The following is a 21,157-nucleotide window of genomic DNA, read 5'->3' on the forward strand; positions in this document are numbered from 1 at the left end:
ACCTGTAGGAGCGGGCAAGCCCGCGAAGAGGCCGGCACAGGCTAGCTAGATTACCAACCCCACCTGCAACCGCTTCGGCAACCGCCGCACCACCAGCTGGTGCGAGCGCTGCAACAGATCACACAGCTCCTCACGCCCCATGGGGTAGGGCGATGCCATGCTGATCCACCGCGCCCGTGCCAGATACGGCGCAGGCCGCACCCCCGGGCGATCGCAATAGCCGAGAAACAGTTCGTCGGCCACTTTGAACGACAACCCCGCACCCGCCAGGTCGAGCACCGCGAACATCTTGTTGCCTGCTACGGAGAACACCCGGATGCCGCCCCATTTGTAGTCTTCCCGCGCACCCGGCAGGCTCAGGCAGAACGCTGCCACCTGGGCTTCGCTCATGTTCCGCTCAGACATACTTTTCTCCACAGGCCTCGAACGACGCCGCCAGGTGGTCGATCCATACCCGTACCGCAGGCAGCAAGCCGCGCCGGTGCGGGTACACCGCCTGCAGGTAGCCACCCGGCAGCGACCAGTCCGGCAGCAGGCGCACCAGTTCGCCACGCTCCAGTTCTTCTTCACAGAACATGCTGGGCAGCGCGGTAAACCCGAGGCCTGCCCGTACAGCAGCATTACGTACTACGAAATCATCGATGGCAAGGCGCGGTTCCAGGGCGATTTCCTGCTGTTTGCCGTGGGGGCCGAACAGCCGGAAGTGTACCAGCCGGTCCGCCTCGGCAGCGCCCAGCACCGGCAATGATGCCAGTTGGCCCGGTTCGCGGATGTGGTCGGCGAAACCGGGCGCTGCAACCAGTTGCATCTGCGCCTGGCGCAGGCGGCGGGTGACCAGGGCCGGGTCTTCATCGCCCAGATCGCGCACGCGCAGGGCCACGTCGATACCTTCGGAAATGAGGTCTACCCGGCGGTTGAGCAGCACCATGTCCAGTTGCACCAGCGGGTACTGCGCAAGAAAGCGGCTGATCACATCCGGCAGAAAGGCGTGGGCCAATGCCACCGGGCACGACACCCGCAAGCGCCCGCGCGGTTCGCTGCTCATGCTGGCCACGGCCTCGTCGGCGGCTTCGGCTTCCAGCAGCATGGCCTGGCAGTGGTGCAGGTAGCGCTCGCCCACCGCGGTGAGCTTCAGTTGCCGTGTAGTGCGTTGCAGCAGGCGCGTGCCCAGGCGTTCTTCCAGCTCGGCGATACGCCGCGAAAGGCGCGATTTGGGGATGCCCAGCTGGCGGCCCGCTGCGGCGAAACCGCCGGCTTCGACCACGCGGGCGAAGTAGAAAAGGTCGTTGAGGTCTTGCATGGGAATGTCTCACTGTTCCACCAGTAGGACAAACTAACGCATTTTTGCTGCCTTATCAGCCATTGTTGATGTCGGTAGGATTCTCCCCATCGTGATCGCCCAATGTCGCGGTCTTCATTCACAGGAGAATCCCATGAAACTGTTGCACATCGATTCCAGCATCCTGGGCGACAATTCCGCCTCCCGCCAACTGAGCCGTGAAGTGGTCGAAGCCTGGAAAGCCGCCGACCCGAGCGTGGAAGTGGTGTACCGCGACCTGGCCGCTGACGCCATCGCCCACTTCTCCGCGGCAACCCTGGTAGCGGCTGGCACCCCGGAAGACATGCGTGACGCAGCCCAGGCCTTCGAAGCTAAGCTGAGCGCGGAAACCCTGGAAGAGTTCCTGGCTGCCGATGCCGTGGTGATTGGTGCGCCGATGTACAACTTCACCGTGCCGACCCAGCTCAAGGCCTGGATCGACCGCGTTGCCGTCGCCGGCAAGACTTTCCGTTACACCGAAGCCGGCCCGGAAGGCCTGTGCGGCAACAAGAAGGTAGTGCTGGTGTCCACCGCCGGTGGCCTGCACGCTGGCCAGCCGACTGGCGCCGGGCATGAGGACTTCCTCAAGGTATTCCTGGGTTTCATCGGCATCACCGACCTGGAAATCGTCCGCGCCCATGGCCTGGCCTATGGCCCTGAGCACCGCAGCCAGGCGATCGATGCTGCCCAGGCGCAGATTGCCAACGAGCTGTTTGCTGCTGCCTGATCGAAGGTACGCGATCGAATGTAGGAGCGGCCTTGTGTCGCGATGGGCCGCGAAGCGGCCCCAGGGTTTCAGCGTTGACGCCGAGAATTCTGGGGCCGCTTTGCGGCCCATCGCGACACAAGGCCGCTCCTACAGTGATCGCGTCGGCCTGGTGTCAGGCCACTGGAATAGCCGGGTCAGCCGCTGCCAGCGCCGCAGCACGTTCGGCCGCCGGTGGATAGATCCACACGGTATTGATCTGCGCCTTCAAAACCTTGGCTTCGGCCTTGTCCTCCGGTGGCGACACCGTGCGTTGCCACCCTTCGGTATACACCGCCCCCCAGGCCCCAAGGTCCAGGCAGGTCACGTACTTGGGCTGGCTGTAGGTCTTCGGTGCCACGCCAATCAGCTCGGCCGCCGCATTGTTGCCCGCATGACGCCCCAGCGGAATCGCATGCTGGCAGGACATCACCGCATGATTGCCAGCCTCGTCGCAGGCGGCGTAGGCCACATCACCCGCCGCGTACACGGCATCATTGCCTTTCACCTTGAGATTGCCATCGACATGCAAGCGGCCCTGGCGGTCGCGCTCGCCACTGATCTGTTCGGTGAGCGGGTTGGCCTTGAAGCCCACGGTCCAGATCACCGTGCTGGCGTCGATGCGCTGGCCGTTGTCCAGCACCACGCCGGCAGGGTCGACCGAGGCTACCGTGGCGCCACAGATCCACTCCACGCCCAGGGCCTCGGAGGCCTGCTCGATGGCGGGGCGGATGCCGTCACCCAGGGCCGCGCCAATCCTCGCCCCACGGTCGACCACCACCACGCGCAACGCTGCGTCCTCGCCGAGGATTTCGCGCAGGCGGGCCGGCAGTTCGGTGCCGGTCTCGATGCCGGTAAAACCTCCACCGGCCACCACCACGGTATTGCGCGCCGGTGTGTCGGGCAGGTTGGCCAGTGACTTCAGGTGGGTTTCCAGGCGCGCGGCGCTGTCGAGCTTGTCGACATCGAACACATGCTCGATGCCGACCATGTCGGGCCGGTTGAGCACGCTGCCGCAGGCCATGATCAGGCGGTCGTAGGGCAGGGTGCATTGGGTTCCGCTGCGGGTGCGATAGCCCACACGGCGGGCCGCTTCATCTATATGAAAGGCCGTGCCCTGCACGAAGCGGACGTTGGCGGCATCGAACAGCTCCTGCAACGGCGCGGCCATGGTATGTACGTCGGGTTCGTAGAAGCGCGGGCGCACATGCAGCTCGGCCTGGGGTGCAAGCAAGGTGACCTCGACATCCTTGCGGCCATGGAGGTCAAGCTGGCGGGCGGCGCTGAGCGCGCTCCACAGGCCGGCAAAGCCCGCGCCTATGATCAGGATCTGCTTCATGGTTGTGCTCCTCTAAAGTTCGGTTAACAAGGTAGACCCTGTTGCTGGATATTGGGGAGCGAGCATGCTTCAGAATGTTGGCGGCGTGATCACCCAGATCACCACGGCATCGACTTCACCGGGGTTGCCGTAGCGGTGCGGTTCCTGGCTCGAGAAGCTGAAACTGTCTCCTTCACCCAGCTGGAAATGCCGCTCGCCCACCCACAGCTCGAAGCTGCCGCTAAGGATGTAGCCGGCCTCTTCACCGTCGTGGCTGTAGCTCTGTTGGCTGTAGCTGCCCGGAGGGAAGCGCGAATGCAGGATTTCCAGCTGACGGTTGGGCTGGGGCGTGAGCAGTTGATCGACGATACCGTCTTCGTAATGCACGCTCAGGCGGCTGTTGCGTCGTACCACATAGCCCTGGTCTTCGGGCGCAGTGATGGCTTCGCTGGCGAAGAACCACTGGATGGTCACCCCCAGGCTGCGGGCGATGTTGAACAGCGCCGGAATCGATGGATAGGAGAGGTTGCGCTCCAGCTGGCTGATGTAGCCGGCGGTCAGCTCACTGTGCGCGGCCAGCTCCGCCAGGGTCATGCCACGGCGCTTGCGCAGGCCGCGAATGCGGCTGCCGAGAAACTGCGGCGCGGCGCCCCCGGCTTCGCTGGCGGGGGGCTGGGGGAGTTGGCTCATGCACGTCGGTCCATCGTAAAAGCCGCAGTATGTACAGCCTCAGAGCGCCCAGGCAACCGTCAGGCCATCGTGAATCGCTTCTTCGGCGGTACGCGGCGCCAGGCAGTCGCCAATGCGGCGCACCTCGACCAGGCCAGCCAGCTCCGTTGCCAGGCGGTCTTCCGGTTGATGGCCCTGGCACAGTACCAGGGTGTCGATGCCTTCGAAGATCATCGGTTCGCCGCTGGCGGTGTGCTGCAGGTACACCGTGTTGTCGTCGCAGCCATACAGGCGGGCATACGGTGTGATGGGAATACCCAGGCGATGCAGCTCGCCGGCCAGTTGGTCGCGCACGTACAGCGGCAGGCTTTCGCCGCAATGGGTGCCATTGACCGCCAGCTGCACCTGGTGGCCGTCGCGTACCAGGCGTTCGGCGATGCCGGGGCCGATCCAGTCGCAGCGCCAGTCGATCACCAGTACCGAGCGGCCCGGTTTTGCTTCACTGCGCAGTATTTGCCAGGCATCCACCACCTGTAGATCACCGGTGCGCTCGAAGGCCGGCCAGTAGGGGGTGGCACCGGTGGCGGCGATCACCAGGTCGGGGCGTTCCCGTTCGACCAGTGCGCGGTCGACCCGGGTGTTGCGCACCACTTCCACGCCCGCCAGGGCCATTTCCCGTTGCAAGTTGGTGCTGGCGCCACCGAACTCGCTGCGCCGTGGCAGCAACTGGGCCAGCAGCACCTGGCCACCGAGCTGCGGGCCAGCCTCGTACAGCGTGACCTGATGCCCGCGCGCAGCGGCCACGGCGGCGGCTTTCATGCCGGCGGGCCCGCCACCGGCCACGAGGATGCGCTTGGGGCGGGTGGTGGGTGGCAGTTGCTCGTACTGCAACTCGCGGCCAGTCTCCGGTCGCTGGATGCAGGAAATGGGCAGGCCGCGGTGGAAATGGCCGATGCAGGCCTGGTTGCAGGCGATACAGGCACGTACGTCTTCGACCTGGCCATGCTCGGTCTTGTTGGGCATCTGCGGGTCGCATATAAGCGCGCGGGTCATGCCGCAGACGTCGGCCTGGCCACGGGCCAGGATCAGTTCGGCTTCCTGGGGCTGGTTGATACGCCCGGTGACGAACAGCGGGATGCCCAGGTGTTGTTTGAAGGTGCCGGCCTCACGGGCCAGGTAGGCCGGTTGAATAGCCATCGGCGGCACGATATGCACGGCGCCGCCGAGGGACGCCGACGTCCCGGCAACGATGTGCAGGTAGTCGAGCTGGCCTTGCAAGGCAACCGCTGCGGCCTGCGATTCATCCTCGCTCAGCCCTTGGCTGTCGCGCTCGTCGGCACTGATGCGCAGGCCGATGATGAACTGTTCGTCGGTAGCCGCGCGTACGGCGGCCAGCACTTCGCGCAGGAACCGCAGGCGCTGCTCCAGCTCACCGTTGTAGCCATCCGAGCGCTGGTTTACCCGCGGGTTGAGGAACTGCGCAGGCAGGTAGCCATGGCTGGCCACCACTTCAACGCCATCCAGCCCGGCCTGGTGCAGGCGGCGGGCAGCGCTGGCATAGCCCTGGACGATCTCGTCGATCATCGCTTGGTCCAGTGCGCGCGGCATCACCCGGAAGCGTTCATTGGGTACCGCGGACGCCGAGTAGGCCACCGCCAGCAAACCGTCCGCCGACTCCATGATCTCCCGCCCGGGGTGGAACAGTTGTGACAGCACCACGGTGCCATGCTCATGGCAGGCCTCGGCAAGCTGGCGGTAGCCGTCGATGCAGGCATCGTCGGTGGCCATCAGCACATGCGAGGTGTAGCGAGCGCTGTCATGCACCCCGGCCACCTGCAGCACGATCAGGCCCACGCCACCGGCGGCGCGGGCGCGCTGGTAGGCGATGAGCTTGTCGTTGACCAGGTTGTCGGTAGGCAGGCAGGTGTCGTGGCCGGTGGACATGATGCGGTTCTTCAAGCGTTTGCCGCGGATCTGCAAGGCTTCGAACAGATGAGGGAAGGCGGTCTGCATACAGGCGGCTCCGGTGCGATGTTGTTCTTGTTCTTTTATAAAAGTGTAGCGACAGTAAAAAATCAACTTGTTTTTTTACTGGTCGGCGACTAGGTTTTCCTCACCCTCGTGGCGAGGGCGTGACCTCACAACAACAAGAAAACGGGCCCCTCGGGCACCGGCAGGAGGCAACTACGATGCAGGTATTCCCACGTGTAAGCAGCCTTTGCGCAGCGTTGCTGGCCATGGGCCTGGGCAGTGCGCAAGCGGCACCGCAGATGGTCGTGGTCGGCTATGGTGGTGCCGGCCAGAAAGCTCAGGACGAGTCGATCTTCAAACCGTTCAGTGCCCAGGATGGCAGCAAGCTGATCCAGAGTGAGTACAACGGCGAGATGGCACGGATCCAGGTAATGGCCGAGACCGGCAATGTCGACTGGGACGTGGTGCAGATAGAAGGGCCTGACCTGATGCGCGGCTGCGACGAGGGCATCTACGAGCAGCTGGATTGGCAGCGCATGGGCCATGCGGGTGAACTGATTACCGACGCGGCACAAGCCTGTGGCTCGGCCGCGCTGGTATGGAGCGTGGCCATTGCCTATGACCGCAGCAAGCTGGCACAGGCGCCTGCGTCGTGGGCCGACTTCTGGGACGTGAGCAAGTACCCGGGCAAGCGCGGCCTGCGCAAGCGTGCGGTGTACAACCTGGAGTTCGCCCTGATGGCAGATGGGGTGAAGGTCGAGGATGTGTACCAGGTCCTGGCCACCCCGGCAGGGGTCGAGCGTGCCTTTGCCAAGCTCAGCGAGCTCAAGCCGTATATCCAGTGGTGGGACGCCGGCGCCCAACCTGCCCAGTGGCTGGCGGCGGGAGACGTGGTGATGACCTCGACCTATAGCGGGCGCATCGCCGTGGCGGCCCAGCAGGGCAGCCCGCTGGCGGTGGTCTGGCCTGGCAGCCTGTATGGCATGGATTACTGGGCGATCATCAAAGGCTCGCGGCATGTCGACCAGGCCAAGCGGCTGATTGCCTACGCCAACCAGCCGGACACCCAGGTGCGTTATGTGCAGCAGATTCCCTATGGGCCAACCAACACCCAGGCGGCGGCGAAGCTAGACCCGTCCCTGGCCAGCTGGGTGCCTACTTCGCCGCAGAACCTGCAGGGGGCGTTGGCGATGAATGTGGAATTCTGGGTCGACCATGGCGAAGAGCTGGAACAGCGCTTCAATGCGTGGGCCAGCAAATAGCGTACTGCAAAGGTATAACGATGATGACCACAACGGAACAAAGCCTGCGCCAGGAGCTGGCCGCCTGCTATCGGCTGATCGCCCATTTCCGCATGAGCGACCTGATCTTCACCCATATTTCCCTGCGCCTGCCGGGGCCGGAGCACCACTTCCTGATCAATCCGTACGGCTTGCTGTTCGATGAGATCATGGCCTCCAGCCTGGTGAAGATCGACCTGCAGGGCCGGCCGGTTGAAGCGACGCCGCACCCGGTCAACCCGGCCGGTTTCGTCATCCACAGCGCCATCCATGCTGCCCGCGAGGATGCCCGCTGTGTGTTGCACACCCACACCCGGGCAGGTTGTGCGGTGGCGGCGCTGGAATGTGGGCTGCTACCGCTCAACCAGATGTCCATGGAGTTTTATGGCAAGGTGGCATACCACGCCTATGAAGGGATTGCGCTGGACATGGATGAGCAGCGAAGGCTGGTAGCCGACCTAGGCGACAAGCCGGTGATGATCCTGCGCAACCATGGCCTGCTGACCACTGGGCGCAGCGTGGCCGAAGCATTCCTGCGCATGTACTACCTGGAGAAGGCGTGCGAGATCCAGTTGGCGGCACAGAGTGCCGGGCAGGTGATTTTGCCGCCGGCCGAAGTGTGCGCGCATACCGAGCGGCAGTTCAATGAGCCTGGACGAGGGTTGAAACAGGGCGAACTGGCGGATCCGGATGCGTTGCAGCTGGCATGGGCGGCACTGTTGCGGATGCTGGAAAAGGTCGCACCTGGATACCGGAGCTGACGCTCCGCCACCTCGGCAACCCTTGCACGATAACAGTCACTGTTGCGCACCTCTGGGCCGCAACTGTGCTGGTCCCTGTCAAAGGAATAGCCTTATGCTGTAACGAAATATGTCTAGAACGCTTGAAGAAGGATGTCGCAATGCCACTCAAGGATCTGCTCATCGCCCTGGTGGTGATTGTCGCCTGGGGAGTCAACTTCGTGGTCATCAAGGTTGGCCTCGATGGGTTGCCGCCGATGTTGCTGGGGGCATTGCGCTTCTTGCTGGTGGCATTCCCGGCGATCTTGCTGGTCAAGCGGCCGAAGTTGCCCTGGCGCTGGCTGATCGCCTACGGCGCGACCATTTCGCTGGGCCAGTTCGCTTTCCTGTTCCAGGCCATGTACAGCGGCATGCCGCCAGGGCTGGCCTCGCTGATCCTGCAATCGCAGGCGTTCTTCACCCTCGGCTTCGCCGCGTTGTTCCTCGGCGAGCGGCTGCGCCTGGCCAGCGTGCTGGGGCTGCTGGTGGCCGCCAGCGGCCTGGCGCTTATCGGCAGCGAAGACGGCGGCCATGTACCGATGTTGGCGCTGGTGCTGACCCTGTGTGCCGGCGCCATGTGGGGCATGGGCAACATCATCACCCGGCGCTTTGGCTCGGTTGACCTGGTGGCGCTGGTTATCTGGGGCGGGCTGATCCCGCCACTGCCGTTCCTTGCGTTGTCCTGGTGGCTGGAGGGGCCGGAGCGCATCGGCCACGCCATTGCCAATATCATCTGGAGTTCGGTATTGGCCCTGGCTTACCTGGCGTTTGTCGCCACCATGCTCGGCTACAGCCTGTGGAGCAAGCTGCTGTCGCGCCACCCGGCCGGCAAGGTGGCGCCGTTCTCGCTGCTGGTGCCTGTGATTGGCCTGAGTTCGTCGGCGTTGTTGCTGGGCGAGCGTCTGACTGCGACCCAGGGCTGGGGCGCATTGCTGGTGATGGCAGGGTTGCTGGTGAACGTGTTTGGCGCAAGGCTTGGGCGCCGGTTAAGGGCTGTCAGCGCGTAGCTGACTCTGTGGGAGCGGACTTGCGTTGCGAAAGGGCCGCTCCCACAAATGCGCGTTGCAAACAGGGCGCTCTGTTAGAATCGGCCTCTTTTGCCAGGCCAATGGAGCGCACCCATGATCATTTCAACCACCAGCCAGCTCGAAGGCCGCCCGATTGCTGAATACCTGGGTGTGGTCAGCTCCGAATCGGTGCAGGGCATCAATTTCGTGCGCGATTTCTTTGCACGTTTTCGCGACTTCTTCGGCGGGCGTTCGCAAACCCTGGAAAGCGCACTGCGCCAAGCCCGGGAGCAGGCCACCGAAGAACTGAAGGCGCGGGCACGCCAGTTGCAGGCCGATGCGGTAGTGGGTGTGGATTTCGAGATCAGCATGCCGTCGGTACAGGGCGGCATGGTCGTGGTATTTGCTACCGGTACAGCGGTGCGCCTGAAGTAGAGCGTCTGCCGCTGGTCGGGTCCAAGGCTTCGGTCTGGGCGGTCCGCAAATGACCGGCTAGTCTCACTTTCACAGGTCGCGTTTGGTAGAGCAACTGTTCTGGTTGCCGACGCGTCCGCCACTGGAGGGAGACAGGGCATGAGCGAATCCTTTTTCGAAGACCTGAACGACGCGTTCCCGATCAACAGCCAGGTGCGTTGCGGCCAAGCGGCATTTCGCCTGGGCTTCGCCCACATGACGCTGGATGATTCCGAACAGCTCCAGCCTGCACATCTGCAGCGCAGCAAAAAAGGCCGCTTCATGCCGCGGGTTCCGCTCAAGAAGTGATCCCGCTCCAGCACAACCCCGCCGAATGGCGGGGTTTTTATTGCCATTTCTTGATCCGCCTCATGGCATTGCCGGGTAGCACTCGCAGGATGGCCAAGGCTGTGGTTTTCTTGCGCGGCATTCCAGCAACGGAGGATTGAATGCTCATGCGAGTCAGGGAAGAGACCTATTGGCAATGGGCCGACGCACAGCTGCACAGCCGCTGCCACGACGAAGCACTCAGTGACGGCACCACGCTGGACGTGCAGGTGCGCCTGTCGCGCCTGGGGGCGACCCAACTGTTTTTGGGGTTGTACGCCGGTGATGGGCGAGCGTTGCTGGAGGAGTATTACCCCGCACGCCCAGGCGAGACCATGACTCGCGCCCTGGTGTGGGGTGTAGACCGCGCCCGGGCGATGGCAACCGGCGCCTTGCCGCTGCCGGAGCCCCGCAGCCAGCGGCGCCAGGCATGAAAAAGCCCGGCCTGTGCGGGCCGGGCTCAGATAAAGGTGGGAACCCTCAGTTGAGCGGTTCGATCACCTTGACTGCCTGCTGCTCACGGGCAGCGGGCCATTCTTGTTGCAGGGTCTGCAGGACGCGGCCGACGAACTCGGTATCGGCGGCGGCCTTCTTGCCGACGTAGCCTTGGCCACGGCGGTAGACCTTGAAGCGGGCACGCATGCTGGGCAGGTGCTCTTCGAATTCATCTTCGACGGTGTTCGGTGGCAGGCGGTCGAGGCGCACTTCACCGGTCTGGCTTACCCACAGCAGATGGTCGTCAAGGCTGTCCTTGCGTACGGCGAACAGCTGGGCCAATTGGTCGATAGTCGGATTGTTGTTCAAGTTCATCATAAAGCCCCCATTACCCATTCGTAGGTGATTTTTCACAGTTGGCGCTACCACGGTGTAGCGCACTACCAAGGCTGCTACAGCAGCATCGCAACAGGGGCTTTCTCACGCTGCCTTTTGGACAGTTTCCCTCTCCACGGACGGCCTGCGTTACCGCGCAGGCCGTCTGGAACACCCTTGCCACCGCTCCCGATCAGGGAGACGGCTTCATCATGCCCAAGGGCGATGAACGGCGTCAACCATTTTGTAGTGAATATTTTTGCTCACTACATTGTGTCGTTTTGTTCGACAATCGCTGCCCGCACTACAGCCCGGAGAGAATGTCGAAGGCTGCGCGCACCCGGGCTTCGTTCGGGTAGTTTCGGTTGGCCAGCAACACCACGGCCAGTTGTTCGGCGGGCACGAACGCGGCGTAGGCGCCGAAGCCATTGGTCGAGCCGGTCTTGTTGTACCAGGCTGCCGGCAGCGGCGGCAGGGCTGGTTGCAAGCGTGTGGTTGCCTGCGGTTCACGGATTAGCTGCGGGCCGTTGCCATCGATCAGTGTGGCCAGCGTGACCGGGTAGGGGTAACGCTCCCAGCCCAGGCCCTGGGTCATGGCGCCGACCTGGAAGTAGCCCCGCTGGGTGATGGCCGTGGCTTGTGCCAGCGCCGGTGGCAGCCGCTCCGGCTGCATGTGCAGGCGCACATAGCGCAGCAGGTCGCTGGCGCTGGTCTTGATGCCGTAGGCTTCGTCGGCGTAAGGGCCGGGGCCGACACGCACCGGCTTGTCGGCACTGTCGTAGCCCTGGGCATACAACCCCTGGGCGCTGGCCGGGACCTGCAGATAGGTGTTTTCCAGGCCCATCTGTTTCAGCAGGCCCTCGCTCATCAGCGTGGAAAATGGCTGATGCTGCGCTCGGGCGGCCAGGTCACCGAACAAGCCCAGGCTGGGGTTCGAGTAGCAGCGCTGGGTGCCGGGTTTGGCGCGGGGTTGCCAGTGACGGAAGAAATCGACCACCTGCTGCGCCGTCTGCACCGCATCCGGGAACTGCAACGGCAGGCAGTCGGCACTATAGGCGCCCAGCTCCAGCACGCTTGCGTCGCCGATGGGGGCGCCGGCAAGGGCCGGGTGATAGCGCTTGGCCGGGGCATCGAGGTCCAGCTTGCCTTCGGCACTGGCCAGTGCGGCCAGGGTGGCGGTGTAGGTCTTGCTCAGCGAACCGATCTCGAACAGCGTGTCGCGGCTGACCGGCACATTGTCGGCCTTGCTGGCCACGCCATAGCTGAAGTAGTACGCGTGGTTGCGAGCATAGACAGCCACGGCCATGCCGGTGATGCCTTGCTCTTGCATCAGCGGGCGGATGATCTGGTCGACCTTGGCCTGCAACTGGTCGTCGGCCTGGGCGGCACTGTAGCCCAGGGTGAGAGTGATGGCGGCTGCAAGTGCAGCCAGGCGGGAGAGGGGCATGAGCGAGTCCTGTGCTGGAGCGTGTCCGTTGAGCGACACCGGTGGGGGTTCCGGCGTTAGCGGCGAAAAGCCGAAGACCTTATCGTCTGCCCTTGCACAATGACAAGACGGAAACTGTGATGAAGTATTTGCGCATGTTATTCGACAATTTCACCCTGGCCTTGCTCGGGGTGGTGCTGATTGCCACCGTGCTGCCTTGCTCGGGCGACGGCGCAGTGTATTTTGGTTGGCTGACCAACCTGGCCATCGGCCTGCTGTTCTTTCTGCACGGCGCCAAGCTGTCGCGCGAGGCGATCATTGCCGGAGCGGGGCACTGGCGCCTGCACTTGCTGGTGTTCTCCTGCACCTTCGTGCTGTTCCCGCTGCTGGGCCTGGCGTTCAAGCCACTGTTCGTGCCGCTGGTGGGCAACGAACTTTACCTGGGCGTGCTCTACCTGTGTGCCTTGCCGGCTACCGTGCAGTCGGCCATCGCCTTCACTTCGCTGGCGCGTGGTAACGTGCCGGCGGCCATTTGCAGTGCGGCGGCATCCAGCCTGCTGGGTATCTTCCTCACGCCGTTGCTGGTAATGATGTTGCTGGGGGCCAGCGGTGATACCGGTTCTGGTCTGGATGCGGTGCTGAAGATCACCCTGCAGCTGCTGGTGCCGTTCGTGGCCGGGCAGGTCGCCCGGCGCTGGATCGGTGCCTGGGTCAAGCGCAATGCGCGCTGGCTCAAGGTGGTGGACCAGGGTTCGATCCTGCTGGTGGTCTACACCGCGTTCAGCGAGGCGGTGGTCACCGGGCTGTGGCACACGGTATCGCCGCAGCACCTGGCCGGGTTGTTTGCCGTGTGCGGAATCTTGTTGGCGGTGGTGTTGTACGGTACCCGGCTGCTCGGCAAGCTGCTGGGCTTTGACCTGGAGGACCGCATTACCATCCTGTTCGCCGGTTCGAAGAAGAGCCTGGCTACCGGGGTGCCAATGGCGCAGGTGCTGTTCGTCGGCAGTGGCATTGGCGCGATGATCCTGCCGCTGATGCTGTTCCACCAGATTCAGCTGATGGTCTGTGCAGTGCTGGCGCAACGTTATGCCAGCCGTGAGCAGGTGGCTGAAGAAGCTTCGGCGGCGTCCTGACACCTGGTTTGGCCACTGATGCGGTCGCCGTGTAGGAGCGGCCTTGTGTCGCGAAAGGGCTGCGCAGCAGCCCCTCGATTTCAGCTTGGAGCAGATATTGCCGGGGCCGCTTTGCGGCCCTTTCGCGACACAAGGCCGCTCCTACACGGCGACCGCGAAATGACCAGAAATTATCTGGCCTGCCCTGAACCACGCTCGCGCAGCGCCTTGCCTACCTCGGCCTCGATCTTGTAGGCCGGCGCTTCCAGGTCGTCGTAGTTGCGCGTGTAGCGCCGGGCGAACTCTTCTACACCCAGCTGCTGATACTGCTGCACATGCTTGAGCTCATGTGCCCACAACGCCACGTTGTCCTCGGCGTCGGCGGGGCGGCGGAAGATGATCGTGTCGATCAGCGTCACGGCGTTCACATCGGGGTTCTGCAGCAGCGCATTGGCCGCGCTCATCTGCTGTTCGTCACCCACCCGGAAGCGCGCCGCGTCGAGCACGGCAAAGTCGTACCAGGGTTCTAGTTGCGCACGGATATGCAACGGGATCGGCTCGACGCCGCTGGCGGTGGCTTCGTCGCGGGCCTGCTGCAAGGCGTAGGTCAGGCTGGACGAAGCCAGTACTTCCACGTCCTTGAAAATCTGCCCGGCCTGGCCGGGGTCGATGGGCGCACAGAAACATCCCATCAGGCACACCTGGTATTGCCCTGGCGGGCAGGCCTGTTCGGCGAGTGCAGGCAAGCTCAGCAGTAGCCCCAGCAATAGACTAATCCGCTTCATGCAGGGCCTTCTCGACAAAGTGGCGGCTGGCCTCCAGTACCTGCGACTGCACGCTTTCCGTGGCCAGCATGCGCCCGACCAGCAAGGCACCGACGCACTGGCTGATCAGCACCCAGGCCAATTCGCTGTCTTCCAGGGTCGCGCTCCAGGCCTGGTGCAGCTCCACCAGCCAATGCTCGGCCACGGCGCGCACGGGTGCTTCGGCCCGGGCAATCTCCACCCCCAATGGCGGCAGCGGGCAGCCACCTTCGGGATTGTGCAGGTGAGCCAGGCTCAGGTACTGCTGCAGGCAACGGCCCAGGCGTTCGCGACTGGCGCCCTGGTTGGCCAGGCGCGCCAGCGGGCTGTTGCACAGTTCCTGTCGCACTACCTCGGTGAACAGGTCGTCCTTGGATGGGAAGTGGTTGTAGAAGGCGCCGCCGGTCAGGCCGATCGCCTTCATCAGCCCGGCTACGCCAGTGCTGGAAAAACCCCCGCGTTTGGCCAGCGCGCCGCTGCTGGCCAGCAGCCGCTCGCGGGTTTGCTGCTTGTGCTCGTTGGTGTAGCGCATTCAGTTGCCTCTGCAGGCGGGCTTGACGGTGGCGGCGATCATAACATAGCGTTCGTTTACTAAACGATCATTCACCAATGGAGACAGGCATGACAGAACAACAAAAAGTGGTGCTCGTGATTGGCGCGGGGGATGCTACCGGCGGCGAGATCGCCAAGCGCTTTGCCCGCGAGGGCTACATTGCCTGTGTCACCCGGCGCCAGGCTGACAAGTTGCAGCCGCTGCTGGACGAAATCCGTGCTGCCGGCGGCCAGGCCCACGGGTTTGGCTCCGATGCGCGCAAGGAGGAGGAGGTGGCGGCGCTGGTCGAAACCATCGAGCGTGATATCGGCCCGATCGAAGCGTTTGTGTTCAATATCGGTGCCAATGTGCCCTGTAGCATTCTTGAGGAAACCCCGCGTAAATACTTCAAGATCTGGGAGATGGCCTGTTTTGCCGGTTTCCTTACCGCCCAGGCGGTGGCCCGGCGCATGGTCCAGCGCGAGCGTGGCACCATCCTGTTCACGGGTGCCACTGCTGGCACCCGTGGCGCGGCGGGCTTTGCGGCATTCGCCGGGGCCAAGCACGCTTTGCGCGCCCTGGCCCAGAGCATGGCGCGCGAGCTGGGGCCGCGGAACATCCATGTCGCCCACGTGGTGGTTGACGGGGCCATCGACACCGCCTTCATCCGTGACACATTCCCCGAGCGCTACGCCCTCAAGGGCCAGGATGGCATCCTAGATCCGGCCCACATCGCCGACAGCTACTGGTTCCTGCATGCCCAGCCCCGCGACGCCTGGACCTTCGAGCTGGACCTGCGCCCCTGGATGGAACGTTGGTAAGCCCCTTTCACCGAGCAAGGACCGTAACCACATGAACAAGACTGTCGATTTCTTTTTTGACCTGGGCAGCCCGGCCAGCTATCTGGCCTGGACTCAACTGCCGGGGCTGTGTGCCCGCCAGGGTGCCACGCTGCGTTACCGGCCGATGCTGCTGGGCGGGGTTTTCCAGGCTACCGGCAACGCCTCGCCGGTGATGATCCCGGCCAAGGGCCGCTACATGTTCACCGACCTGGCGCGCTTCGCCGCGCGCTACGGGGTACCGTTCGGGTTGCCGCCGGGGTTCCCGGTCAATACCTTGACCCTGATGCGCGGGGCAGTGGGCACCCAGCTCCGTTCGCCGGAGCGGTTCGAGGCGTTGCTGGCGGTGCTGTTCAATGGTCTGTTTGCGCAGCGCCGCAACCTGGGCGACAACGCCGTCCTCGACGACACGCTGAGCCAGGGCGGCTTCGACCCGCAGGCATTTCGCGCGCTGGCGGGTGATGACGAGGTGAAGTCCGCGCTCAGGCACGCGACCGAAGTTGCAGTGGAGCGCGGGGTGTTCGGCGCGCCGACCTGTTTTGTCGGTGGCGAGATGTTCTTCGGGCAGGACCGCCTGGACTTTGTCGAAGAGGCCCTGCGCCAGGGTGTCGACAGCCTTACCTGAAGGCGCCTCTCCCACAGGGTTGGCGCGTTTCCTGTGGGAGCGGCTTCAGTCGCGAACACCGGCAAAGCCGGTGCCATCTCCATGCATAAAGCAGTCAGAAGTTCGCCGGGGTGTTGGCGCTGATGATTTCGGCCTCGTCCGGGCCGATGTTCTTGAAACTGTGCGGCAGGGTAGTGGGGATGTAGTAACCGTCGCCCGAGTTGAGCACGCTCACCTGGCCATCGACCCACAACTCGACGGTGCCGCGTGTGACCAGGCCACACTCCTCACCCTCGGCATGCACGATCGGCTCGCCCGAATCGGCACCCGGTGCATACAGTTCACGCAGCATGCGCATCTGCCGGCCTTCGACACTGGCGCCAACCAGCAGCATGCGCAGGCCGTTGCGGCCCAGATCTGGCTGCTCGCCGCCACGGAACACGTAGCGCTCTTCGCGCACCGGCTCGTCGAAACTGAAGAACTCCGCCAAGCTCATCGGAATGCCTTCGAGCAGTTTTTTCAGGGAGCTGACCGAAGGGCTGACGCGATTCTGCTCGATCTGCGAGATCGTCGAATTGGTCAGCCCGCTGCGGCGGGCCAGTTCCCGTTGGGAGAGGTTGTTGCGTTCACGCACCAGTTTGAGTCGCGTCCCCGTGTCCATAGCCGCCTTGTAATCAGAGGTGTCAATAATAATGAGCGATGCGCATTAAAACACACTCTGCGCGCTTGCGCGCTGTGCTTGTCAGGCCCGCTGATCGCGGGGCATTGGCCATGACCCCACCAGCAGCAACAGCGCCGCCACCGCCAGGAATGGCAAGCGTGGATCGACGGCATAAACCAAGGTGCCGGCCAGCGGCCCGATCACTGCACCCATGCCCTGCGCAGCACCGATGGACCCGGCCGTCGCGCCTTGCTCGGAGGCGTGCATGGCATTGGCCGCCAGCGCCGAAAAGGCCGGGAAGACAAAGCCCATGCCAGCCGCCGCGACAAAGTAGCAAGCCCACAGCCATGGAGCCGTGGTGGCCAGCGAGCCGCAGGCAAAGCCCAGGGCCGAAACCGTGGCGCCGACCCGGATCATCTTCAACGGCGGCCATTCCAGCTGGCGCAGCAGCACCTGCGCCAGGATCAGTGCAACGCCTACCGTGGTCAGGGCGATGCCGGCAGCCTGGGCAGCCTCGGCAGGGCCCAGGTGCAGGCGGTCGAGGGCAAAGAAGCCGACGATGATCTGCGATACCGTGACGCTGAGCATGGCGCTGAACGCCACCAGCAAAGGCCGGCGCAGGCGTGGGTCGTTCAGGCGCACCGGGCTGGGAGCATGGCTGTGCGGCAGCGCCTGCGGCTTCAGGGTGAACAGCAGGACCAGAAAGGCACTGGCCGGCAGCAGCGACATGATATGGAACGGCAGGCTCAGGCTATGCCGCGCCAGCAGCGCTGCCAGCGCCGGCCCCACCACCAGGCCGACGGCGTTGGCCGCCCCCAGCGAGGCCATGGCCCGGGCCCGGCGTTGCGGTTCGACATGGTCGGCGATCAGCGCATTGCAGCCCACCGGGATGGCAGCATAGAAGGCGCCGATACAGCCGCGCGCGACCATCAGGCCGATGAAGGCCAGGGTCGCTCCCGGTAGCCAGCGCAGCGCACCTTCTACGAACAGGCACAGCAGCCAGTAGGCCAGGGTGAAGCCGGCGCTGCCCAGCAGCAGGATGCGCCGACGGCCCAGACGGTCTGCGGCGCGCCCCCAAGGCCGGGCCAGCAGCACCCAGACCACGCCCGCCACGGTCACTGCGGCACCGGCTTGCCAGGTGGCCATGCCGAGCTGGCGGGCGATCGGGCCGATCAGGGCGACGAAGGCCATCATCGACATGGTGCAGGCCATGTTGGCCAGCAGCAGGGGGCGCAAGTCCAGGGTATTGGCGGGTGCGAGTGTGGCAGGATCCTTTGCGACATTCATAGGGCAGTCCAGGGCGGTACGGCAAATAGAAAGCCGATCTTGTTGGGAATCGTTATCGGTGTCGAGCCCCCGGCCTGCCGAGCGTCATTGGCTGCGGCGCAGCGGGCCAGGCCACATGCTACGCAACACGCCATCGCGGCGCACCCAAGCGTGCATCAAGGCCGCACCCACATGCACCAGCACCGTGGCGAACAGCAAGTAGCCAGCCCAGCCATGGGCCTGGCGCAGCACTGCATACAGTTGCAGGTCATGGGGGGCAATGGCCGGCAAGCCCAAGGGGCGGGGGTAGCCACCGGCCGACAGCATGGCCCAGCCCAGCAGCGGCATGGCAAGCATCAGTCCGTAGAGCACCAGGTGCGAAGCCCCGGCGGCCCAGCGTTGCAGTGCAGGCAGGTCGCGCGGCAGGGCTGGGTGGGGCAGGGCCAGGCGAACGGCGATGCGCAGCAGCACCAGCACCAGCAGGGCCAGGCCGGTTGCCTTGTGCAACCCGATCAGCACGGGGTGGCGCGGCGACAGGTCGGCGACCATGCTCACACCGATGAACAACATGGCCAGGATCAGCACGGCCATGAGCCAGTGCAACAGGCGGGCGAGGGGGTGGAAGGCGTCGGTTTTCATGGGTGGGCTCCGGTGCCGAGCGATTCGCGGCTGCGGCGGTTGAAGGATTCCGAGTAGGCGGCCGAACGGGCGGCGAGGATCGGGTCGGCGGAGGCCTGGATGCCCCGGGGCAGGATCAGCGGGTCGAAGTTGAGGTCGCGGCAGGCTCCTTGTTCGGGGCCGTCGACCTGCTGCAGTACCAGCGTGCCGGCGTCCACGCTGCGTCGTTCGGCAGGCCACGGGCTGGCAGGGTCGTCCACTGCATCGCCGGGTTCCGCCAGTACCAGGCGCAGCGTCCAGCGCAGCGGGCCCTGGGCCAGCCGTTGCTGCAGGTCGTGCTGCAGGAACTGTTTGTCATCGACTTGGGCAGGCAGGGCGGCAAACGCTGTCTGCGGCTCCAGTTGCCAACGCACGGGGTGGGACGCGCCGCTTGCGTCGATCAGGCGGAAGGCGTTGATGCTGTGGTACTGCGTGCTGGCGAAGCTGTTGCTGGGCTTGTACCCCGCCGCCCATTGGCGAAACGCCGCGCTTTCCGGGTGGGCGGCGAAAAACGCCTGCAGTTTGCCCGGGTCCGGTTTGCCGGTGGCCGGGTCGGGTGCCCCCGCCAGTACCTGTTCATAGAAGGCTTGTGGCGTGCTTACCGCCAGCACCGGCGGGTTGTTCATGCCGGTACGCCAGACTTGCCCGTCGTCGGTGCTCAACTCGATGGCCAGGCTGCGCACCGGTATGCCGGTATCCGGCGCGAACGGGTTGGCGCCGCCGATGGCGAAGCGGCCGATCACTGGCACCCGCGGCTGGCTGAACGCCCGCGCCGTGGACAGGCTGACGGCCTGCCCGCTGGGCTGGAAGTAGCCGCTGACGCACAGGCCCTTGGCGTGGTTCTTACGGTAACCCGGGTAATGCCCGGCCTGGGCTTCGAAGGTGTCGATGATGCGTTGTGGGGTCAGGCGGGTATCGCCAACCCAGCCGGCGGCATAGGCAAAGGCGGCGCCCGCGCCCAGCATCACGACGCCGATGGCGGCCAGGCGCAGGGCCTTGGCCGGGCCGTGCAGGGGTGAGTTCATGGTCATTGTCCGGTTCAGTGAAGGTGCCGGTACGACGGCGCAGAGAAAAACTTATTCCCTTGCCGGGAATAGATTTTCCTCACAGGCGTCTGCCTCTTACACTGACAACCCCAGAGGCCGGGACCTTGCCATGCATGATCTGGACGACCACCAGTGGCGCGAGCTGCTGGACCGCCTGCGCCGCTTTGCCGTGTGGCTGACCCGCGAGCCGGGCAGCGCCGACGACCTGGTACAGGCAACGGTCGAGCGGGCCTTGAGCCGGCGCGACCAGCAACGTGATGCCGATGCCCTGCGGGCCTGGCTGTTCACCATCCTTTATCGGCTGTTCCTCGATGGAAAGCGCCGCGAGCGCCTGCACGCGCGATGGCTGTCCTGGTTCGGCCGCGGCGAGCGCGATGACGAGCCGGTTGGTGGCAACCTCGAGGCCATTGTCCTGGCCCAGGCCGACCTGCAGGCTTTCGCCCGGCTCACGGCAGAACAGCGTGCGTTGTTGCTGCTGGTCAGCATTGAAGGTTTGAGCTACAAGGAGGCCGCCCAGGCCCTGGGCATCCCTATCGGCACTGTGATGTCGCGCCTGTCGCGCGCCCGCAATGCCTTGCGCGAACTGACCGAGGGCAGCCCCCAGCCCCCGGCCTTGCGGAGACTGAAATGACGCGCCTGATCCCCAGCGAAGACGAACTGCACGCTTATGTCGACGAGCGCCTGGAGCCTGCGCGCCGGGCCGAGGTGCAGGCCTGGCTGGCGGCCAACCCGCAGGCCGCGGCCAAGGTCGAGGGTTGGCGTGCCGACGCCCGCCGCCTGCGTACGGCACTGGCCGGGTTTGGCGAAGTGCCCGGGGCGGCGCAGCTGGACCTGGGGCAGTTGCGCCGGCAATTGCGCCAACGCCGCCAGCGCCGCTGGGCCACGGCGGCGGTGTTGCTGCTGGCATTGGGCGTGGGTGGCCTGGGCGGTTGGCAGGTGCGCGACGCGACCTTGGCGCGTGCCGACCTGCCGATGGCCGATGCTGTCCAGGCACACCGCTTGTTTGCCGGTAGCCAGGCGCTGGATATCCAGGCCAGCGACCCAGGCCAGTTGCGCGACTGGCTGGGGCGCCACTTCAGCCGCGTTGGCCACCTGCCGGACCTGGCGGGCTACGGCTTCAAACCGGTGGGCGCGCGCCTGCTAAGCAATGAGCAGGGGCCGGCGGCGTTGCTGGTGTTCGAGGATGGCAAGGGCCAGCGCATCAGCCTGTTCCTGCGCTCACCAGGTGATCATTATCGGCGCATGCCGGACGGGCAGCGCGTGGACGGGCAGCTGGAGGCGCGGTACTGGTCGCATGGGGCCTACAACTTTGCTCTGGTCAGCGCGGTGGACGATTTGCGTGGGGCGGGGGTGGGGGAGGCGTTGCGCTTGGGTTTGTGAGCCCGCTCTCGCCGGGATCGCACGTGGATGCTTTGGTGATCCTGTGGGAGATTGCCCAGCCCTTTGGGCTGCGCTGTCGCGCAGAGAACCAATATCGCTCGTCTGACGCGTCCTTTGTAGGAGCAGCCTTGTGCTGCGAAGAGGCCGGTACAGC

The 21,157-nt window shown here is 64.8% G+C and carries 25 protein-coding genes; 12 read left to right on the top strand and 13 right to left on the bottom strand.

Features of this window, described 5'->3' with window-relative positions; genetic code table 11:
- Positions 1-45: 45 nt before the first annotated feature.
- Positions 46-405 (bottom strand): MmcQ/YjbR family DNA-binding protein, encoded by a 360-nt coding sequence (locus tag GYA95_RS08455; RefSeq protein WP_043935581.1) that lies wholly within the window; start codon positions 403-405, stop codon positions 46-48.
- Positions 398-1,300, bottom strand: coding sequence for a LysR substrate-binding domain-containing protein (locus GYA95_RS08460; protein WP_015270172.1), 903 nt, complete (start codon positions 1,298-1,300; stop codon positions 398-400). Before GYA95_RS08460 ends, GYA95_RS08455 begins: the two co-directional genes overlap by 8 nt.
- A 133-nt stretch (positions 1,301-1,433) precedes the next feature.
- Between GYA95_RS08460 and GYA95_RS08465 the strand changes: the two genes are divergently transcribed.
- Positions 1,434-2,045 carry an FMN-dependent NADH-azoreductase gene (locus GYA95_RS08465; RefSeq protein WP_003258995.1) on the top strand — a complete coding sequence of 204 codons (612 nt, stop codon included), beginning with the start codon at positions 1,434-1,436 and terminating at the stop codon, positions 2,043-2,045.
- Between the two features lie 154 nt (positions 2,046-2,199).
- Here GYA95_RS08465 and GYA95_RS08470 read toward each other — a convergent pair whose 3' ends face one another.
- The 3 genes from GYA95_RS08470 to GYA95_RS08480 all read right to left on the bottom strand — a co-directional run bounded on the left by GYA95_RS08470 (position 2,200) and on the right by GYA95_RS08480 (position 6,063).
- A complete protein-coding gene (locus GYA95_RS08470; RefSeq protein WP_015270173.1) occupies positions 2,200-3,402 on the bottom strand; it encodes an NAD(P)/FAD-dependent oxidoreductase in 1,203 nt (400 codons plus the stop codon).
- A 69-nt stretch (positions 3,403-3,471) separates the two neighbouring features.
- Positions 3,472-4,071: a helix-turn-helix domain-containing protein gene (locus GYA95_RS08475; protein ID WP_015270174.1), complete on the bottom strand. Its 600-nt coding sequence runs from the start codon at positions 4,069-4,071 to the stop codon at positions 3,472-3,474.
- A 39-nt stretch (positions 4,072-4,110) separates the two neighbouring features.
- Positions 4,111-6,063 (bottom strand): oxidoreductase, encoded by a 1,953-nt coding sequence (locus tag GYA95_RS08480; protein ID WP_015270175.1) that lies wholly within the window; start codon positions 6,061-6,063, stop codon positions 4,111-4,113.
- A 176-nt stretch (positions 6,064-6,239) separates the two neighbouring features.
- Here GYA95_RS08480 and GYA95_RS08485 point away from each other — a divergent pair, with 176 nt between their 5' ends.
- The 6 genes from GYA95_RS08485 (at position 6,240) to GYA95_RS08510 (ending at position 10,301) form a co-directional block, all read left to right on the top strand.
- Entirely contained in the window at positions 6,240-7,283 is a 1,044-nt protein-coding gene (locus GYA95_RS08485) for an ABC transporter substrate-binding protein (protein WP_015270176.1), read from the top strand.
- Positions 7,284-7,306: 23 nt separating this feature from the next.
- Positions 7,307-8,062 (top strand): class II aldolase/adducin family protein, encoded by a 756-nt coding sequence (locus GYA95_RS08490; RefSeq protein ID WP_015270177.1) that lies wholly within the window; start codon positions 7,307-7,309, stop codon positions 8,060-8,062.
- A gap of 140 nt (positions 8,063-8,202) precedes the next feature.
- The gene (locus GYA95_RS08495; RefSeq protein ID WP_015270178.1) at positions 8,203-9,087 is read left to right on the top strand and encodes an O-acetylserine/cysteine exporter; all 885 of its coding nucleotides are present in this window, start codon (positions 8,203-8,205) and stop codon (positions 9,085-9,087) included.
- A gap of 114 nt (positions 9,088-9,201) precedes the next feature.
- The gene (locus tag GYA95_RS08500) at positions 9,202-9,522 is read left to right on the top strand and encodes a YbjQ family protein (RefSeq protein WP_015270179.1); all 321 of its coding nucleotides are present in this window, start codon (positions 9,202-9,204) and stop codon (positions 9,520-9,522) included.
- Positions 9,523-9,660: 138 nt separating this feature from the next.
- Entirely contained in the window at positions 9,661-9,849 is a 189-nt protein-coding gene (locus tag GYA95_RS08505) for a hypothetical protein (RefSeq protein ID WP_003253897.1), read from the top strand.
- 140 nt (positions 9,850-9,989) lie between these two features.
- A complete protein-coding gene (locus GYA95_RS08510) occupies positions 9,990-10,301 on the top strand; it encodes a hypothetical protein (protein WP_023663278.1) in 312 nt (103 codons plus the stop codon).
- Between the two features lie 46 nt (positions 10,302-10,347).
- On the opposite strand, the gene GYA95_RS08515 is transcribed toward GYA95_RS08510, so the two are convergent.
- A complete protein-coding gene (locus GYA95_RS08515) occupies positions 10,348-10,680 on the bottom strand; it encodes a hypothetical protein (protein WP_003253895.1) in 333 nt (110 codons plus the stop codon).
- A 301-nt stretch (positions 10,681-10,981) separates the two neighbouring features.
- Positions 10,982-12,124: a class C beta-lactamase gene (ampC, locus tag GYA95_RS08520; RefSeq protein WP_015270180.1), complete on the bottom strand. Its 1,143-nt coding sequence runs from the start codon at positions 12,122-12,124 to the stop codon at positions 10,982-10,984.
- A gap of 119 nt (positions 12,125-12,243) precedes the next feature.
- On the opposite strand from ampC, the gene GYA95_RS08525 reads away from it, so the two are divergent.
- Positions 12,244-13,236: a bile acid:sodium symporter family protein gene (locus GYA95_RS08525; RefSeq protein ID WP_015270181.1), complete on the top strand. Its 993-nt coding sequence runs from the start codon at positions 12,244-12,246 to the stop codon at positions 13,234-13,236.
- 170 nt (positions 13,237-13,406) lie between these two features.
- Here GYA95_RS08525 and GYA95_RS08530 read toward each other — a convergent pair whose 3' ends face one another.
- Positions 13,407-14,000, bottom strand: a complete 594-nt coding sequence (locus GYA95_RS08530) for an eCIS core domain-containing protein (RefSeq protein WP_043935589.1) — start codon at positions 13,998-14,000, stop codon at positions 13,407-13,409.
- Positions 13,987-14,550, bottom strand: coding sequence for a TetR/AcrR family transcriptional regulator (locus GYA95_RS08535; protein WP_015270183.1), 564 nt, complete (start codon positions 14,548-14,550; stop codon positions 13,987-13,989). Before GYA95_RS08535 ends, GYA95_RS08530 begins: the two co-directional genes overlap by 14 nt.
- An 89-nt stretch (positions 14,551-14,639) precedes the next feature.
- Here GYA95_RS08535 and GYA95_RS08540 point away from each other — a divergent pair, with 89 nt between their 5' ends.
- Both GYA95_RS08540 and GYA95_RS08545 read left to right on the top strand, forming a co-directional pair.
- On the top strand, positions 14,640-15,371 hold the full coding sequence (locus GYA95_RS08540; RefSeq protein ID WP_015270184.1) for an SDR family oxidoreductase: 732 nt from the start codon (positions 14,640-14,642) through the stop codon (positions 15,369-15,371).
- 31 nt (positions 15,372-15,402) lie between these two features.
- Positions 15,403-16,014, top strand: a complete 612-nt coding sequence (locus GYA95_RS08545; RefSeq protein ID WP_015270185.1) for a 2-hydroxychromene-2-carboxylate isomerase — start codon at positions 15,403-15,405, stop codon at positions 16,012-16,014.
- Between the two features lie 94 nt (positions 16,015-16,108).
- Here GYA95_RS08545 and GYA95_RS08550 read toward each other — a convergent pair whose 3' ends face one another.
- From GYA95_RS08550 to GYA95_RS08565, 4 genes are all read right to left on the bottom strand, one after another.
- Positions 16,109-16,654, bottom strand: a complete 546-nt coding sequence (locus GYA95_RS08550; RefSeq protein ID WP_003248033.1) for a cupin domain-containing protein — start codon at positions 16,652-16,654, stop codon at positions 16,109-16,111.
- A gap of 81 nt (positions 16,655-16,735) precedes the next feature.
- Complete coding sequence (locus GYA95_RS08555; protein ID WP_015270186.1) at positions 16,736-17,941, bottom strand: MFS transporter; 1,206 nt, start codon at positions 17,939-17,941, stop codon at positions 16,736-16,738.
- Positions 17,942-18,025: 84 nt separating this feature from the next.
- Positions 18,026-18,559 carry a cytochrome b gene (locus GYA95_RS08560; RefSeq protein ID WP_015270187.1) on the bottom strand — a complete coding sequence of 178 codons (534 nt, stop codon included), beginning with the start codon at positions 18,557-18,559 and terminating at the stop codon, positions 18,026-18,028.
- Entirely contained in the window at positions 18,556-19,608 is a 1,053-nt protein-coding gene (locus GYA95_RS08565; protein WP_015270188.1) for a catalase family peroxidase, read from the bottom strand. Before GYA95_RS08565 ends, GYA95_RS08560 begins: the two co-directional genes overlap by 4 nt.
- Before the next feature lie 124 nt (positions 19,609-19,732).
- Between GYA95_RS08565 and GYA95_RS08570 the strand changes: the two genes are divergently transcribed.
- Together GYA95_RS08570 and GYA95_RS08575 are read left to right on the top strand one after the other, a co-directional pair.
- Positions 19,733-20,254, top strand: a complete 522-nt coding sequence (locus GYA95_RS08570) for a sigma-70 family RNA polymerase sigma factor (protein WP_015270189.1) — start codon at positions 19,733-19,735, stop codon at positions 20,252-20,254.
- Positions 20,251-21,003 carry an anti-sigma factor family protein gene (locus tag GYA95_RS08575; RefSeq protein WP_015270190.1) on the top strand — a complete coding sequence of 251 codons (753 nt, stop codon included), beginning with the start codon at positions 20,251-20,253 and terminating at the stop codon, positions 21,001-21,003. Before GYA95_RS08570 ends, GYA95_RS08575 begins: the two co-directional genes overlap by 4 nt.
- Positions 21,004-21,157 lie beyond the last annotated feature (154 nt).

The sequence above is a fragment of the Pseudomonas asiatica genome (assembly GCF_009932335.1).
Classification (GTDB): domain Bacteria; phylum Pseudomonadota; class Gammaproteobacteria; order Pseudomonadales; family Pseudomonadaceae; genus Aquipseudomonas; species Aquipseudomonas asiatica.

Coding starts and splice junctions, on each gene's coding strand:
- GYA95_RS08455 (WP_043935581.1), bottom strand. CDS start 405: ATGTCTGAGCGGAACATGAGCGAAGCCCAGGTGGCAGCGTTCTGCCTG.
- GYA95_RS08460 (WP_015270172.1), bottom strand. CDS start 1,300: ATGCAAGACCTCAACGACCTTTTCTACTTCGCCCGCGTGGTCGAAGCC.
- GYA95_RS08465 (WP_003258995.1), top strand. CDS start 1,434: ATGAAACTGTTGCACATCGATTCCAGCATCCTGGGCGACAATTCCGCC.
- GYA95_RS08470 (WP_015270173.1), bottom strand. CDS start 3,402: ATGAAGCAGATCCTGATCATAGGCGCGGGCTTTGCCGGCCTGTGGAGC.
- GYA95_RS08475 (WP_015270174.1), bottom strand. CDS start 4,071: ATGAGCCAACTCCCCCAGCCCCCCGCCAGCGAAGCCGGGGGCGCCGCG.
- GYA95_RS08480 (WP_015270175.1), bottom strand. CDS start 6,063: ATGCAGACCGCCTTCCCTCATCTGTTCGAAGCCTTGCAGATCCGCGGC.
- GYA95_RS08485 (WP_015270176.1), top strand. CDS start 6,240: ATGCAGGTATTCCCACGTGTAAGCAGCCTTTGCGCAGCGTTGCTGGCC.
- GYA95_RS08490 (WP_015270177.1), top strand. CDS start 7,307: ATGACCACAACGGAACAAAGCCTGCGCCAGGAGCTGGCCGCCTGCTAT.
- GYA95_RS08495 (WP_015270178.1), top strand. CDS start 8,203: ATGCCACTCAAGGATCTGCTCATCGCCCTGGTGGTGATTGTCGCCTGG.
- GYA95_RS08500 (WP_015270179.1), top strand. CDS start 9,202: ATGATCATTTCAACCACCAGCCAGCTCGAAGGCCGCCCGATTGCTGAA.
- GYA95_RS08505 (WP_003253897.1), top strand. CDS start 9,661: ATGAGCGAATCCTTTTTCGAAGACCTGAACGACGCGTTCCCGATCAAC.
- GYA95_RS08510 (WP_023663278.1), top strand. CDS start 9,990: ATGCTCATGCGAGTCAGGGAAGAGACCTATTGGCAATGGGCCGACGCA.
- GYA95_RS08515 (WP_003253895.1), bottom strand. CDS start 10,680: ATGATGAACTTGAACAACAATCCGACTATCGACCAATTGGCCCAGCTG.
- ampC (WP_015270180.1), bottom strand. CDS start 12,124: ATGCCCCTCTCCCGCCTGGCTGCACTTGCAGCCGCCATCACTCTCACC.
- GYA95_RS08525 (WP_015270181.1), top strand. CDS start 12,244: ATGAAGTATTTGCGCATGTTATTCGACAATTTCACCCTGGCCTTGCTC.
- GYA95_RS08530 (WP_043935589.1), bottom strand. CDS start 14,000: ATGAAGCGGATTAGTCTATTGCTGGGGCTACTGCTGAGCTTGCCTGCA.
- GYA95_RS08535 (WP_015270183.1), bottom strand. CDS start 14,550: ATGCGCTACACCAACGAGCACAAGCAGCAAACCCGCGAGCGGCTGCTG.
- GYA95_RS08540 (WP_015270184.1), top strand. CDS start 14,640: ATGACAGAACAACAAAAAGTGGTGCTCGTGATTGGCGCGGGGGATGCT.
- GYA95_RS08545 (WP_015270185.1), top strand. CDS start 15,403: ATGAACAAGACTGTCGATTTCTTTTTTGACCTGGGCAGCCCGGCCAGC.
- GYA95_RS08550 (WP_003248033.1), bottom strand. CDS start 16,654: ATGGACACGGGGACGCGACTCAAACTGGTGCGTGAACGCAACAACCTC.
- GYA95_RS08555 (WP_015270186.1), bottom strand. CDS start 17,941: ATGAATGTCGCAAAGGATCCTGCCACACTCGCACCCGCCAATACCCTG.
- GYA95_RS08560 (WP_015270187.1), bottom strand. CDS start 18,559: ATGAAAACCGACGCCTTCCACCCCCTCGCCCGCCTGTTGCACTGGCTC.
- GYA95_RS08565 (WP_015270188.1), bottom strand. CDS start 19,608: ATGACCATGAACTCACCCCTGCACGGCCCGGCCAAGGCCCTGCGCCTG.
- GYA95_RS08570 (WP_015270189.1), top strand. CDS start 19,733: ATGCATGATCTGGACGACCACCAGTGGCGCGAGCTGCTGGACCGCCTG.
- GYA95_RS08575 (WP_015270190.1), top strand. CDS start 20,251: ATGACGCGCCTGATCCCCAGCGAAGACGAACTGCACGCTTATGTCGAC.